Raw genomic sequence first — 14,732 nt, 5'->3', positions numbered from 1 at the left:
GTCCTTATTAGGACGGTTTTTTTTATGAATATGGAAACAGATTGCGATCCGTTATACATATAAGTATTTTCCGTGAATAAAATTCATGTAAAAGATGTCCCGTTTATATGCATAGGAAGTGTTAAATATTGTATATGAATTGGAGGTGGTTTATAGTATAAAAAGCAATAAATAGAAATTATATTTAATAGACTTTACCTAATAGATAGGCGTAATAGACTTCGTAAAATTTTTACTATACAAGAAATGAGCTGATTATAGCCCGTGCATCATTCAAAGAAAATATGGCAGCTAATGTTGATTGTCATGATATCCGCACTCGTTTTTCAATTTTTCATTCCTCACGGTTTAACCCGGATCACACAGCCTGCCTCATGCGGAGAAGGGTGCAGCCGCTATGATGTTGTAGTCATTGGCAGTGAATTGCAGGGGGTACTTTTAGCCAGAGAAGCTCAAAATCTCGGATTAAGCGTATTGATTCTCGATCCGCGGGAAAAGCCCGGCGGTGAGCTGATTCAGGGAGAGATGCTCTTTCTCGATGAACCGTTTAACAAGGGACGAAAAAGCCTCGTACAAGGCGAGATGAAAAATTTGTTCCATAAATATAATAAAGGCAAGGTTCGGGATTTGGATGAATTCACGGATTACTATAATAGGCTGATTGAAAATATACCATTGAAAAGTGGCATCAAAATTAGCAAAGTGAATGAAGCTGCTGCGGGAGAAAGCCATATGATGCAGTCGCTGATGTATACCGACCGGGATCAAAAGGATTATAAGCTGGAAGCAGGCTATTGGGTGGAAAATACGGATTTTAATGCCTTGACCGGCAAGCTGAAACACAAGAAGCGTATCCCTGGCATGGAAGTCGTGGAGAAGAGCAATCAGCCTGATTATATGGGCGCAACCTATATGCTGAAATATAAAAATGTAGACTGGCGAAAGCTGAACAAGGATGTTCTGAGTCATTATCCGCTGTCCAATGTCCAGAAACTGTACGGTCCTAACACCTATGTGGACTGGAATTTTGCAGTAGGCTTCAGCAATATTATGGGTAAATATACGCCTGCGGAGAAGCTCTTACGGCTGCGTGGACTGAACATAGCCAATCAGGGCAACGGACATGTCATCATTAACGGTCTGATTATGTATAACGTAGATCCATCCAGCGATGATTCGGTCCATGAAGCGCTGCGGAAGGGGCGGGTCGAGGCTCCCCGCATTTTGGAATACCTGCGTACCCATTTGGCAGGGTTTGAGAATGCAGAGATGAACGGGTATCCCGGCTATCTCTACATTCGTGACTTCAACCGCTTTGAGACCGACTATGTGTTAAAATACGAAGACGTCATGAGCGGCAAAATGTTCTGGGATAATGTCAGCATCGGTTCTTATCCGGTTGATTTGCAGGGTACGGTGAACATTCCGCATGGTATTAGTTATGGTGTGCCTGATTCTTACGGTATACCGCTTCGCTCCTTCCAATTGAAGGAATACGACAATGTGCTCGTGGTGGGAAAAAATATCGGCGCTGACATCAAGGCTTATGGTACTTCGAGAATTATGCCCAATAATGCCCTGGCCGCGCAAACGATCGGTGTCATCCTGGGTTATGAGTCGCAGAAAAAGCAATTGAAGGATTTGACGCCGGAGGATTTTAAACGAATTCACCACTATTTGAAGAGAAAATATAAAATTGATGTGGAGCATGCCTGATTTGATTCGTGAGACATGTGACAGCCGCCTATACCTGAAGGTATTGGGCGGTTTTTTTATGTGAAATAGTCTGAATTTCTTGCCTACACCTAACTTTAGTTAGTTTTATTCATGTATTATTCTTGATAATCTGAATGGAAGGAAGCAAATCCCTAATAAAACTACAAACATCCCCACATGGCCCCGTCTTTCTCTCCGTCATACACTTCCGGAATTATCAATAGATCAAAGGGGTGAATCGGTCTGCTTCCAGGCTTAACTCTCCTCCATAATGAAAGAGCAGGGCCTGTCGTGAGACAGGTATTTTTTATGTTTCAGGTGATTTGCAGGATATTTTCGTTGACCACGCCATGATTGAAGATATGGGCTTTGAAATAAGAACAGAATGAAAATAGGAATTGAAAATATAAAAGCCGGGCCCCGTTTATGGGGCTGTCCGGCGTATTCCAAATCTATTGAATGAGGGCTTTTCCGGTGCTTACTGCTGCCACGATTTCAAGTTCGGGGTGTCAGGACGGGCTGCATATACTGGTACTTCTCAAGCAATGCCTTCCACCATGGTTCTCCCGCCACATTCCGGCTGCTGTCTACAGTGAAGATATCAAGATTGTCCGAGGAGGACAGGCGAAGCTTGGTTTGATACTCGCTCTTTAGGACAGACAGGCTCTCATGGCCATAATGGAAAATGGAAAGCCGCTTGCCCGCTTCCGCGAGCGAACGGAACAATCCATTGATATGGCCGTCGTCGCCGTTAAAGCCGTAGCCGATAATCGCGATAATATCCGACTGCTCGAATCTGTCATATAGCTCAACATAGCGGCGGGACATTGTAATCGAAGTCAGCGGTTTGATTCCGCTCTGGGTGAAGATCAGCGGCACGAGCAGCCGCGGGTATGCAGCGAGTTCCTCTGCCGTGGGCTGCTCCAGAATCAGGTTGCAGTAGGGATCATAGTATTCTTCAACGCAGCCGTTCAAATAGTAAACGGGAATGGAAGGGAACTCTTGATGCACCAGTTCACGGGCAAAGCCGTTGTAATTGGTCGTGCCGACGGAAGCGATATCCGCGAGGCTGGATAGCCCGGATAGATCATGATAATACCCGGGTCCTGCGGCGAGCCTCTCCATAAGATGGGCATCCGAACTGCTGATATACCTCCGCACGGTGCGCAGAAAGATGGCAATCCGTGTGAAGCGGGCCCAGTGTGCCTTCGGATTGTACAGATAGCGGAAGTGGCTGTCGACCAGTGCCTGGTAATCCAGCGTGCGTGAATAAATATCCTCCAGCACCGTGCGGCAGAGGGCAGTCATTATCTCTACCGGCGTGTTCTCCTCCGTCACGGGCTGTGCCGGTTCCCCAAGCACGATGTCCATACCGGTCTGTCCGACGCTGTGGTAGTTGAGACTGAATATGCCGGAGAGATCATCAAATACGGACAGCTTGTCCGGCGCAGACTCGAATACTTCCTCGTTCAGCTTGGCGACCAGCCGCTGTCCGCAAGCGCCGACAAGCAGCTCGAGGATGGCTCGTACACCATGCTGAAGATGAGTCTGCTCGGGATGCAGCTCCAGCAGCTTCAGCCAGGCGGAGAAGAAGACCGAGTTGAATAACCCGACACTCTCCGCCAGACGGCTGTTCAGCTTAACGGCTTGTCCGTAAAGGATCTGGCCCAGTTCGAGGCTGGTTTCGTCACGGAAGATACGGCGGATATGGTCCTCGCTCACATCCCATGCACGGAGAAGACGGAGCACATGCTGATCAAGCTGTTCCAGATAGGCTAAAATATCATCTTTTCGGTATTCCAGACTGGAGGCGATAATGCCCTCATAGTCGCTTTTGCCAAATACATGAATGCGTTTCTTCAAATAATCATCCGGGAGCCACTTGCTGACGTAAGCCGACGTGTTGTCCAGCGCCTTCAGCTGGTCTTTGAAATCGGTCTTATCCTGATCGACCGGTATCCGAAACAGGTCCAAAGCGAACTGGCCACCCGATGGCAGTCCGTATCCAACTTCGGCTCCGGCTCCAAAAAACAAGGAAACTGCAGGTTTATCCATCAATGCCCCCCCATTTCCGATTGCTAAATCCTTACAATTTATTGTAGCATAAAGCGCTTCCCTGCGGCTAACTCAAGGATTTGCCAACAGGATGCAGAGGCATTATAATTAAGATTATAAAATAATAGTAAACAGGTGTTTATTTATGCAAACATTGAAAGAAGATGTCCGTCAAAGTATTCTTCGGGCTGCCCTGAACGAATTCAAATCCCATGATTATACCGGCGCCTCCATGCGCCGTATTTCGGCATCTGCGGGAATCACGACCGGCAATATCTACCGTTATTTTACGAATAAGGAAGAGCTGTTCGAGGCGTTGGTAGGTCCGGTATACGAAAAGATTGTTGCCTATATCCTCGATTTGAAAAAGGAGCTGGACCGCAGCTATAACGGCGAGGACAAGGGCTTGAAGTACCTGAATATGGTGGAGGATACGATTGTCGCATTATTCTTGGAGTACAGTGCGGAGCTGACCATTTTGCTGAACCGGAGTGCAGGCTCAAAATACGACCAGGTGAAAGAGCATATGGTAGGACTGATCGTAACGATCCTGGAGGATGTATTTACGTCGGGCCCTCAAAATGCCGCAGAGCTTAAAGATTCCGAGCGTCAAAGTGCACGGATGCTTGCGGGAACCGTGGTGGAGGGCGTTAGCCTGATCCTGAGAGAGAATGAGGATGGGGAGACCGTAAAAAGGCTCGTGAATGAGTTTGTGTATCTGTATCATTTGGGCATGGGATGCCGGCGTCCCAACTAGTTGGGGCGCCATAGGGCACTTGGATCAGAGGAATACATTCATCCCGATTTTTATATGATGGATGGGTAGCTCTATTTTTTTGTTTGAATAATGAACACATGTTTACTAACAAAACTCTGAGGAGGCAAATCACGAACATGCGGCAAATCATCAAATGGCGCTGGGCGATCCTGGCACTATGGCTTGTGGCAACCGTTCTGCTGACCGTATTTCAGCCGGATGTGAACGCCATTTTACATGAGCGGGGCCAGGACCCGCTGACCGAAGACAGCCCGTCAAAGGTCGCCGGAACTCTGCTTAACAAGATGACCGGAACGAGCGGAACGAGCGATATTATCGTTTTTCACAGGGAAGGCAAGCTGACGGACGAGGATATGAAACATATCGGATCCGGTATCAAAAATATGGTTCAGCATCAATCGGAGCTGGGCTTCAGTCAGCTGATTGATCCGATTACGACTCCCGATGCCAAGTCCTCTCTCGTTTCAGAGGATAACACCACGCTGATGGTCAGCTTCAATCTGGATAAAATGGGACGCAACGTGGATGATATCGAAACCCAGTTCAAAGATGTACTGAAGGATGTCGATGTCCCTTATTACTTAAGCGGCGAGGACTTTATCCAGAATGACTATCTTAAGGCATCGGTATCGGGAGTGGAAAAGAGTGCTGCACTCACCGTTATCTTCATTCTGGTTGTACTTATTGTAATGTTCCGCTCCGTCGTTATTCCGCTTGTCTCCCTGCTTGCGGTAGGCGTCTCCTACCTGGTCTCGATGGGGATCGCAGCGCAAATTATCGACAAGCTGAATTTTCCGGTCACGAGTGTGACACAGATGCTGCTGGTGCTGATTTTGTTCGGAATCGGCACGGATTACAATATTCTGCTGTTTAATCGTTTCAAGGAGGAATTATCCCACGGACGATCCGTAGATGAGGCGATTATCGCATCCTACAGAACCGCGGGTAAAACGATTATTTACAGTATTGCAACGGTGTTTATTGCTTTTGCCGGGCTCAGCTTCTCAAGCTTTGGTATCTATAAGTCAGCGAATGTAGTAGCGATTGGTACGGTTGTGCTGGTGCTGCAAATGCTGACGCTGACACCATTCATGCTGAAGGTGTTCGGGCCGAAGCTGTTCTGGCCTTCGAAAAAGGTAGCGGGCCATAAGGAGAGCAAATTCTGGGCAAAGCTGACATCAGTTTCCGTTAAGCATCCGGTTATTGTTACGGTAATTATTGCGATTTTGCTGATTCCGGCACTGCTTACAAGCGGACAGAAGCTTTCCTTCGACCAGCTGAAGGAGCTTGGTAACAGCTATCCGTCCACCAAAGGCTTCAGTATTGTGGCTGACCACTTCAGCCGCGGGCAGGCGCTGCCGACGAGCGTGGTCATTGAAGGCGACAAGGCGATGGATAATAATGATACCTTGGGCGTTATCGACAAGCTGACGGATAAGTTGAAGGCAGTTGATGGAGTAAAATCAGTTGCCAGCGTAACGCAGCCGCAGGCGAAGCCGATTGACGATTTTTACATCAGCAACCAGACTGAGACCGTAACGGAGGGTATCTCGGCATCCCAAAAGGGTGTGGATCAGATCAAGAGCGGCCTGGATCAGATTGGTGATAAGCTGAGCACGCCGGATACATCCAGCGCGAATCAGCTGGTCACCGGCACCGGACAGGTGAAGAATGGTTATGACCAGATTACCGCCGCGCTCGGGCAGGTATCCGCGGGTATTGGCAAGGGTGCAGGAGGAGCCGGCGAACTGAGTAAAGGGATCGCTGGGCTGAAAAGCGGCCTGGATACCGTGAGCGCTAATACAGGCAAGATCGGTTCGGGTCTGTCGCAGCTCTCCAAGGGATACACCTCAATGGAAGCAGGCTACAAGCAAATCAGCGGACAAATTCCGGGAATTCAGCAGGGCTTGGCTGGTATGAACGGCCTGATTTCCGGACTCGGAGCCAAGCATAGCGAGCTGGCTTCTGATCCCGATTATGCGACGCTGAAGGCAACCGGCGAGAGTCTTGCATCCGGCTTGACTCAGCTCGGCGGAGGGCTTCAGGAGCTGAACGCGAATTATGCAAAGCTGAATTCCTCCCTCGGCGAGGCTGCTGGTGGATTAGGGCAAATTGAAGCGGCACAGAAGCAGATGTCCACCGGGCTTGCCGCACTGCAAAAGGGTGCGACTGAGCTGCAGAAGGGTCTTCAGCAGGGCAGCAGCGGCAGCCGTGAAATTGAAGCGAATATGAAGAAGCTGAATGCCGCCCTAGGTCAGGTGCAAAGCGTACAGAAGCAGCTGATCGGCGGTCTCTCAAGCCTGACTGGCGGTATGTCGCAGTTGAAGGAAGGTATTGATAAGAGCGGTAACGGACTCGGGGATATCTCCGAGGGACTGGGCAAAACAGGTGATTTCCTAACCCAGCTGAACAGCTCGAAGACCTTCTTTATTCCACGTGAGGCTTTGGAAAACGGGGACTTTAAGAAGGCAGAGGACAATTTTATGTCCAAGGACCGGAAGATCACGAAGCTGATTGTCATTCTGAAGGATGATCCCTATTCCCCGGCTGCGCTGAAGACCATTGAGAAGATCAATGATACGGTATCCAGCAGTCTTAAGGGAACGGTACTGGATAAAGCTACCTACGGGGCGGCTGGTCCAAGTTCAACCACCTATGATATGAACAAGGAACAGATCAAGTCTTTCAATAGCACGGCCATTATCGTCATCGTGAGCGTGTTTGTCGTTCTGCTGTTCGTCATTCGTTCATTCTGGCCGTCCGTCTTTATCGTACTTTCGCTCGTTGCGTCCTACTATGTGGCGATGAGTGCATCCAATCTGGTCACAAACTATATCATTGGAGCGGACGGAGTGTCATCCTTTGTGCCATTCTTCTCCTTCATCATTATTGTGGCGGTAGGTGTTGACTACAGCATCTTCCTGATGGAGCGCTACCGTGAATATGGCGATATGTCGCCGGGTGATGCGATTGTGAGAGCGGCGAAAAGCGTGGGTGGCGTCATCATCTCCGCGATGGTTATTCTGGGCGGTACCTTTGCAACCCTGATCCCATCCGGCCTGGTGCTGCTTATCGAGCTGGCATCTGCTGTTGGCGTGGGTCTCATCGTGCTCTGCTTTATCCTGCTGCCAATGCTGGTGCCGGCACTGATTGTGCTGCCTGAGAAGATGCAGCAGCGGCGTGCTGAACGCATGCAGGTTGCGCATGTCAGCAGCAAGGATTCACGCAAATAAATGATAGCTGTACGTTAACGGCAAAAAAGGACCGGGAAAGAGCTGCAGGCTCTTCCCGGTCCTTTCGTATATCAAGATCTAATGCTGAACTGTCCCGGAGGGGATTCGGTCAGTCACATTAAACCAATGTTTTCAGCGCATCCGGTGTGAACGGCTGGAGATCATCGAAACGCCCTTCGCGTACTTTGGTGGCCCAGGCAGGATCAGCGAGCAGTGCACGGCCGACCGCAACCAGATCAAACTCATTTTTCTCCAGACGTTCCAGCAGGTCGTCTATATCCTTCTTGCCTGCGCCCGTACCGTCGGTGAAGAGGCTGGTGAAGGCTTCGTCAAGACCTACGGAGCCTACCGTAATAACGGTTTTTCCTGTAAGCTTCTTCGCCCATCCGGCAAAGTTCAGATCGGAGCCTTCGAATTCCGGTTCCCAAAAGCGACGCGTGGAGCAGTGGAATATATCAACGCCCGCATCGGACAAGGCGGTAAGCAGCTCCTTCAATTTTTCCGGTGTATCTGCCAGTTTCGCGTCATACTTGGTCGTTTTCCACTGGGAGAGACGCAGCGCAACCGGAAAGTCCGGACCCACTGCCGCACGGACGGCTTGAACGACTTCGATCGCGAACCGGGCACGCTTCATCATGTCGCCGCCGTATTCGTCAGTCCGCTGATTGGTGGTTTCCCACAGGAATTGGTCGATCAGATATCCGTGGGCGCCGTGGATTTCCACGCCATCAAAGCCGATCCGTTTGGCATTGGCGGCTGCATCGGCATAGGCTTTGACGACGTAGTGAATCTCATCCACCGTCATCGGCTCGGTCACCTTGTTGCCGTTCAGGTCAAGCCCGGACGGGCCGATCGGCAGCGCTTCCGGGTTCGGCTCGGAGCCGACAGCACGCGTCATGCCGACATGCCAAATTTGCGGCATGATTTTGCCGCCGGCTTCATGGACCTGCTTCACTACTTCGGCCCAGCCGTTCAAGGCTGCTTCACCGTGGAAGTTCGGTATGCTCGGACTTTCGACTGCCGCCGGATGGTCAATTGCCGTGCCTTCCGTGATGATCAGGCCGACGCCGTTCTCGGCGCGGCGGCGATAGTAAGCAGCGACGTTCGCTCCCGGTACTCCGTTCGGGGAGAAACCGCGGGTCATCGGCGCCATCACGATTTTGGATTGCAGGTTTAAGTTACCCAAAGTATAAGGCTGGAATAATGAAGCTGTAGAACGGACATCCTGTTTTTGTTGACTCATGTATGGAATCCTCCAATATGTTTAATTTTTTACTTTTCTATATTTCCATAAAAATAGATATATATGATCAAAAGAAAGAGCTTTTGCTTAATTGCGTATGGTTATGCGTTTAAGCCTAAAGCTCTTTCTTGAGTTGTTCGATAAAGCGGTTAATACCCTCCTCATCACGTCTGTAATAAGTCCACTGTCCCGAGCGGCGGGACTCCAACAAGCCTGCCTTCTGCAACTTGACCAGATAGCCGGAAACAACGGATTGGGCGAGGCCGGTTTTCTCCGATACCGATCCGACGCATATCCCGCCCTTAAAATCACAGGTTGCTGGCATATGCTCCTGCGGACCAAAATGATTCTCCGGATGTTTCAGCCACTCCAGAATGTTGAACCGGGTCTCGTTAGATAACGCTTTGATCGTTAATAATATATCCATGTGCTTTATTATATCTATTTTTATAGAAATGTAAATATACTTTCGGAAAATATGACTTGGTTAAAAAAGGATGCGAGCATCAGGGATATATTTCTGTTTCCGTAAGCTTCGTTTAATGCGATATCCAGAAGGGTAATACCGTGTGTATTCATATTCGGACACAGAGCCGTACATAAGAACAGGAGGGAATGAACTTCATGAATAAAGATCGGGATAATATGAACATCAATGAAGAGAGCAAGAAAGAGCAGCTGAAAGATTTTAGCGTGAATGACTCCGGTCAGAAAATGACGACCAATCAAGGGTTACGCATTACGGATGATGAGCATTCGCTAAAGGCGGGGGACCGAGGTCCAACCCTGATGGAAGACTTTCAATTCAGAGAAAAAATGACCCATTTTGACCATGAACGGATTCCTGAGCGGATTGTCCATGCCAGAGGTTTTGGCGCGCACGGTTATTTTCAGGTCTATGAGCCGATGGCCGAGTTTACCAAAGCTAAGTTTCTGCAGGATCCAACCGCAAAAACTCCAGTGTTTGTCCGTTTCTCAACCGTGGCAGGTTCGAGAGGCTCCGCAGATACGGTACGTGATGTCAGAGGCTTTGCAACCAAGTTCTATACCGAAGAAGGAAACTTTGACCTGGTGGGCAATAACATGCCGGTCTTTTTCATACAGGATGCCATGAAATTCCCTGATTTTGTTCATGCGGTCAAGCCGGAGCCTCATAACGAAATTCCGCAGGCCTCCACAGCGCATGACACACACTGGGATTTCATCGCGAACAATACAGAATCGACACATATGATCATGTGGGCCATGTCAGATCGCGCGATTCCACGCAGCTTCCGGATGATGGAGGGCTTCGGCGTTCATACCTTCCGGTTTGTGAACGAGAAGGGAGAAGCCCATTTTGTTAAATTCCACTGGAAACCGCTGCTTGGCGTGCATTCTCTGGTATGGGATGAAGCGCAGAAAATAGCCGGTAAAGACCCGGATTTCAACCGCCGCGATTTGTCCGAAGCCATTGAGATGGGCAATTATCCGGAGTTTGAGTTCGGCGTGCAGATCATCCGTGAGGATGAGGAATTCAACTTCGATTTTGATATTCTGGATCCGACCAAGCTGTGGCCTGAGGAGCTCATTCCGGTACGCCGGATTGGTAAAATGACGCTGAACCGCAATGTGGATAATTTCTTTGCGGAAACCGAGCAGATTGCGTTCCATGTGGGACATGTGGTGCCTGGCATCGATTTCAGTAATGACCCGCTGCTGCAGGGCCGTTTGTTCTCCTATACAGACACACAGCTGTCCCGCCTCGGCGGACCAAACTTCCATGAAATCCCGATTAACCGTCCATTGGCACCGGTACACAATAACCAACGCGACGGGATGCACCGGATGACGATCAACCAGGGCCAAACGAGCTACCACAAAAACTCCCTGAATAATAACGATCCGCACGAGGCCACCGAGCAGGAAGGCGGATATGTACATTATCAGGAAAAGGTGGAGGGCCGCAAGGTACGCGCCCGCAGTGACAGCTTCAAGGATCATTACAGCCAGGCCAAGCTGTTCTGGAACAGCATGTCCGATGTGGAGCAGAAGCATATGATCAAGGCCTTCCGTTTTGAGCTGGGGAAGGTGCAGACCAAGAGCATTCAGCAGCAAATGGTCAACAATCTCAGCAATGTGGATCTGATTTTGGCTGAGCAGGTGGCTCTCGGTATCGGAGCAGAGGCACCGAAGGCGCCAACAGAAGAAGTCCGTGAGAGTGTTACTTTGTTATCGCCGGCGCTGAGCCAGCTGAATACGGCCAAATCTGCCGCGACCCGCAAAATTGCTGTGCTTGCCGCAAACGGCTTTGATTCCGCTGAAATGAAGGCGGTATTGGCAGCGCTTCAGGGAGCTGGGGTAACGGCTGAAATTATCAGTGAACATTTGGGCATGATTACGGGTACAGAAGGAGATCAACAGCAGGTGAAGCAAACATTCCTGACGGCTGACTCCGTCTTGTACGACGCTGTATATATAGCCGGCGGTGAGGAGAGTATTGCACAGATTGGCATGATCCGCGAAGCGGTTAACTTCATTATAGAAGCCTATAACCATTTCAAAACAATCGGCGCAGCAGGCAAGGCACTGGGATTGCTGGGTACAGCGGGCATCCATGTCGCGAGTCCGGATCAACCTGTAGGGAATCTGGAAATATCGCTCACGGACACCGGACTTATCATCAGCAGCGATGCAGAAAGCGGTCAAGACTTCGGTCAAAAGCTGGTGGACGCGATTGCCATGCACCGTCATTGGGACAGAGAACTGTCTATGTCCAAGTAAACTGCCCTAAGGTATAAGGTATAATGTACAAAAGCCAGCCGATGATTCTCAACCGGGCTGGCTTTTGTTTTAAATATTTGTATCGGCCAAGCTTTATGTTAGGATAATAAGGGACTTAAATTCCAATCTTTACAAGTGAAAGGGTGCATGGCATGAAGGAAAGGCTGGAGCGGTACAAAATATTCCGCATTCTGGCTTCCATATACCGGATTAAAGCGGTTCGGTTGCTGATTCCGCTCATCGTTATCGGGCTTGTCTACTGGGAAGGCCAGAAGGAGCTGCGGCAGGTTTCCCTCGGCCGTACGTTTGGCGAGCTGCGTCGTTTGTCGGTAGAAGCGGTTGTGGAGATTTTTCTGTTTTCCCTTTTTTCAATTGCGGTAATGAGCCTCTATGACTTTATGATCCGCCGCCATTTCCGGCTAAAGGTTGGATTTTGGAGTACATTTCGATACGCATGGATTGCCAATACGTTCAATAATATTATTGGATTTGCCGGATTAACCGGAGCGGGACTCCGGACAATTTTATATAAAAGAAGTGGGATTTCACCTATATTGATGGCTTCGGCGGTGGTATTTCTTTCGCCGATTGTGGTGACGGGATTATCGATCCTCTCTTGGGGTATTATAGCCGGAGTTTTTATGGTAGGGGACCTTTTTAAGGAACACAGGTGGCTTATCTTTGCGGTATGGGGTATGGCGCTGTATCTGCCGCTCTTTGTCTTGATGCAGAGATCCTCGCTCTTCGCCAAATGGTTCAACCGCGGCGAGGGAAGAACACCGTGGACGACCGTAGGCATATCTCTCAGCGCTTCTTTGCTGGAATGGGCCTGCGCCGGAGTGACCTTCTGGCTGATTGCCAGCAGTGTGCTCCATGATGTATCCTTCCGCGAAGTAATCGGCATGTATGCGGTGGCCGCGATTGCCGGAATTCTGAGCATGGCGCCCGGCGGCATTGGAGCCTTCGATCTGACGGTGCTCTTGGGGCTTGAACAGCTGGGCTTCCCTTCCGACCGCGCGATGGCGGTGCTGGTTCTGTTCCGTTTGTTCTATTATATTGTGCCATGGCTGATCGGGCTGATCCTTTCGGCATTCGAGCTGGGCAATGTGGCCAAACAGGCCGGGGACAAGCAGGATGATGGAACTGAGTTCCCTCTGAACGGATGGCAAAGACTATGGCGGTGGCCGGGACAATACCGCTTTCTGAGCGATCTCGGTGTATGGGCGCTGGGCAAGCTGGTGCTGGTGAGTGGTCTGGTGCTGCTGCTCTCGGCAGCTACGCCGGGGCTGCTGTATCGGCTTCGGCTGACAGAAGAGATCCTGTCCATGCCGCTCATGCGCTTGTCGCATCTGCTCTCGGTTATCATCGGATTTATGCTGGTTGTGTTATCCCGCGGCATTTCGCTGCGGATTCACAGGGCCTATGTTTGGACAGGCGTTCTGCTGCTTGCAGGCGCGGTCTTTACGTTTATCAAGGCGTTTGATTTTGAAGAAGCAATATTTCTGCTCATTGTCGGCATCGCATTATGGGTGTCGCGGGCCAGGTTTTACCGTGTGGGGGCTCCTGTAGAGGCCCGCAGCTACCTGTTATGGTACGTGCTGTCGGCTGTCATTGCGTTTGTCTACTACTGGATCGGAAGCCATGTTCATTATGGCTGGCTCAGGCATCTGCCGACGGCAGACCGCATCCATTGGATGTTTGGACCAAGGCCCTATGCGATCACAGCGCTGATTGGCCTGGCCGGATCATGGGTGCTGCTGACCATGCTGCTGCTGCTAAGGCCCAACCGAAAAATCGCAGCTGCAGCAGGGCCGGAGGAGCTGGACAAGCTGCGGCTGTTCCTGAAGCGGAATCAAGGCAATTTACTAACACATATGCTGTTTACGGGAGATAAGAGCTTTTTCTGGTCGCAGGAGGATCAGGTCCTCATACCGTACGCCAAGGCGAGGGACAAGCTGGTGGTGCTGGGTGATCCGCTGGGTCCTATAAAGCTGGTACCGGAGGCGATTGCCGATTTTCAGCAGTATGCTGACCAGTATGCGATGTCCGTTGTGTTCTATCAGGCGACACCGGAATATCTGCCTATCTATCATGAATATGGCTACCGCTTCTTTAAGCTGGGAGAAGAGGCGCTGATTCCTTTGGAGAACTTCACTCTGAGCGGCAAAAAGGCTACTGATTTGCGGAGTGTCCGCAATCGGTTCGAGCGTGAAGGATATATTTTTGAAATGGCTGTACCACCTTTCGGAAACGCGCTTCTGGAGGAACTGCGCAAGGTGTCCGATGAATGGATCAAGGGCAGACGGGAGAAGGGCTTCTCACTTGGATGGTTTAACCAAGATTATCTGGAGCAGGCTCCTATAGCATTGCTGAAGAATCCTGAAGGTAACATTCTTGCGTTTGCCTCTCTAGCACCTGGATATGATGAAAAAAACACGATGTCCATTGATCTGATGCGCCACCAAAGCGGAACGCCGAATGGCACGATGGATTATCTGTTCGTCAAGCTGATTGAATGGTGCAAGGAGCAGGGATACAAGGTCTTTAATCTGGGCAACGCACCGTTATCCAGTGTCGGGGAGAGCAAGAGCGCACTTCGCGAGGAAAAGCTGGCTGCGCTGGTATTCCAATACGGCGGCCATTGGTATGGATTCAAGGGCTTGCGCAGATATAAGGAAAAGTTTGCTCCGGAGTGGGAGCCGCGTTTCCTGGCTTATCCAGCCTGGGTGTCGCTGCCTGTGCTGACCGTGGATCTGGTGAGATTGGTGTCCAGGCGGGTGCAGGAAGTCAGAAAATAGTAGATGAATACAAAAAGAGCAGGGCCTCAGTCATCCTCCGGATGATCTGTGCCGACTGCTCTTTCTTTTTATCTAAGGAAGTACGCCGTATCCTCCGAACGCCATGTTGTAATCCCACGGAAGTACGGAAAACTAACTGTCTTTCT

General features: G+C 50.1%; 8 protein-coding genes. 5 read left to right on the top strand and 3 right to left on the bottom strand.

Annotated features, from left to right (window positions below; all coding sequences use genetic code 11):
• Positions 1-294: 294 nt before the first annotated feature.
• Positions 295-1,716 carry an FAD-dependent oxidoreductase gene (locus KJS65_RS20015; protein ID WP_213651624.1) on the top strand — a complete coding sequence of 474 codons (1,422 nt, stop codon included), beginning with the start codon at positions 295-297 and terminating at the stop codon, positions 1,714-1,716.
• A 495-nt stretch (positions 1,717-2,211) separates the two neighbouring features.
• Here the strand turns inward: KJS65_RS20015 and KJS65_RS20010 are convergent, their stop codons facing one another.
• Positions 2,212-3,771, bottom strand: a complete 1,560-nt coding sequence (locus KJS65_RS20010) for a hypothetical protein (RefSeq protein WP_213651623.1) — start codon at positions 3,769-3,771, stop codon at positions 2,212-2,214.
• Positions 3,772-3,916: 145 nt separating this feature from the next.
• On the opposite strand from KJS65_RS20010, the gene KJS65_RS20005 reads away from it, so the two are divergent.
• Both KJS65_RS20005 and KJS65_RS20000 read left to right on the top strand, forming a co-directional pair.
• Positions 3,917-4,528, top strand: coding sequence for a TetR/AcrR family transcriptional regulator (locus KJS65_RS20005; RefSeq protein WP_213651622.1), 612 nt, complete (start codon positions 3,917-3,919; stop codon positions 4,526-4,528).
• Positions 4,529-4,665: 137 nt separating this feature from the next.
• Complete coding sequence (locus tag KJS65_RS20000; RefSeq protein ID WP_213651621.1) at positions 4,666-7,782, top strand: MMPL family transporter; 3,117 nt, start codon at positions 4,666-4,668, stop codon at positions 7,780-7,782.
• A 118-nt stretch (positions 7,783-7,900) separates the two neighbouring features.
• Here KJS65_RS20000 and KJS65_RS19995 read toward each other — a convergent pair whose 3' ends face one another.
• Both KJS65_RS19995 and KJS65_RS19990 read right to left on the bottom strand, forming a co-directional pair.
• The gene (locus KJS65_RS19995; protein ID WP_213651620.1) at positions 7,901-9,025 is read right to left on the bottom strand and encodes an NADH:flavin oxidoreductase; all 1,125 of its coding nucleotides are present in this window, start codon (positions 9,023-9,025) and stop codon (positions 7,901-7,903) included.
• Positions 9,026-9,140: 115 nt separating this feature from the next.
• Positions 9,141-9,452: an ArsR/SmtB family transcription factor gene (locus KJS65_RS19990; protein ID WP_213651619.1), complete on the bottom strand. Its 312-nt coding sequence runs from the start codon at positions 9,450-9,452 to the stop codon at positions 9,141-9,143.
• A 197-nt stretch (positions 9,453-9,649) separates the two neighbouring features.
• Between KJS65_RS19990 and KJS65_RS19985 the strand changes: the two genes are divergently transcribed.
• Together KJS65_RS19985 and mprF are read left to right on the top strand one after the other, a co-directional pair.
• A complete protein-coding gene (locus tag KJS65_RS19985; RefSeq protein WP_213651618.1) occupies positions 9,650-11,788 on the top strand; it encodes a catalase in 2,139 nt (712 codons plus the stop codon).
• Positions 11,789-11,940: 152 nt separating this feature from the next.
• Positions 11,941-14,586 (top strand): bifunctional lysylphosphatidylglycerol flippase/synthetase MprF, encoded by a 2,646-nt coding sequence (gene mprF / locus KJS65_RS19980; RefSeq protein WP_213651617.1) that lies wholly within the window; start codon positions 11,941-11,943, stop codon positions 14,584-14,586.
• Positions 14,587-14,732: the final 146 nt, after the last annotated feature.

It is taken from the genome of Paenibacillus sp. J23TS9 (assembly GCF_018403225.1).
In the GTDB taxonomy this organism is placed as follows: Bacteria; Bacillota; Bacilli; order Paenibacillales; family Paenibacillaceae; genus Paenibacillus_AQ.
The sequence above is the reverse complement of the archived record's forward strand: the minus strand, read 5'-3'. Positions and strand labels throughout refer to the sequence as shown.

What these genes read in the sequence shown, in the direction of transcription:
- KJS65_RS20015 (WP_213651624.1), top strand. Translation starts at nt 295, where the DNA reads ATGTTGATTGTCATGATATCCGCACTCGTTTTTCAATTTTTCATTCCT.
- mprF (WP_213651617.1), top strand. Translation starts at nt 11,941, where the DNA reads ATGAAGGAAAGGCTGGAGCGGTACAAAATATTCCGCATTCTGGCTTCC.
- KJS65_RS19985 (WP_213651618.1), top strand. Translation starts at nt 9,650, where the DNA reads ATGAATAAAGATCGGGATAATATGAACATCAATGAAGAGAGCAAGAAA.
- KJS65_RS20005 (WP_213651622.1), top strand. Translation starts at nt 3,917, where the DNA reads ATGCAAACATTGAAAGAAGATGTCCGTCAAAGTATTCTTCGGGCTGCC.
- KJS65_RS19995 (WP_213651620.1), bottom strand. Translation starts at nt 9,025, where the DNA reads ATGAGTCAACAAAAACAGGATGTCCGTTCTACAGCTTCATTATTCCAG.
- KJS65_RS20000 (WP_213651621.1), top strand. Translation starts at nt 4,666, where the DNA reads ATGCGGCAAATCATCAAATGGCGCTGGGCGATCCTGGCACTATGGCTT.
- KJS65_RS19990 (WP_213651619.1), bottom strand. Translation starts at nt 9,452, where the DNA reads ATGGATATATTATTAACGATCAAAGCGTTATCTAACGAGACCCGGTTC.
- KJS65_RS20010 (WP_213651623.1), bottom strand. Translation starts at nt 3,771, where the DNA reads ATGGATAAACCTGCAGTTTCCTTGTTTTTTGGAGCCGGAGCCGAAGTT.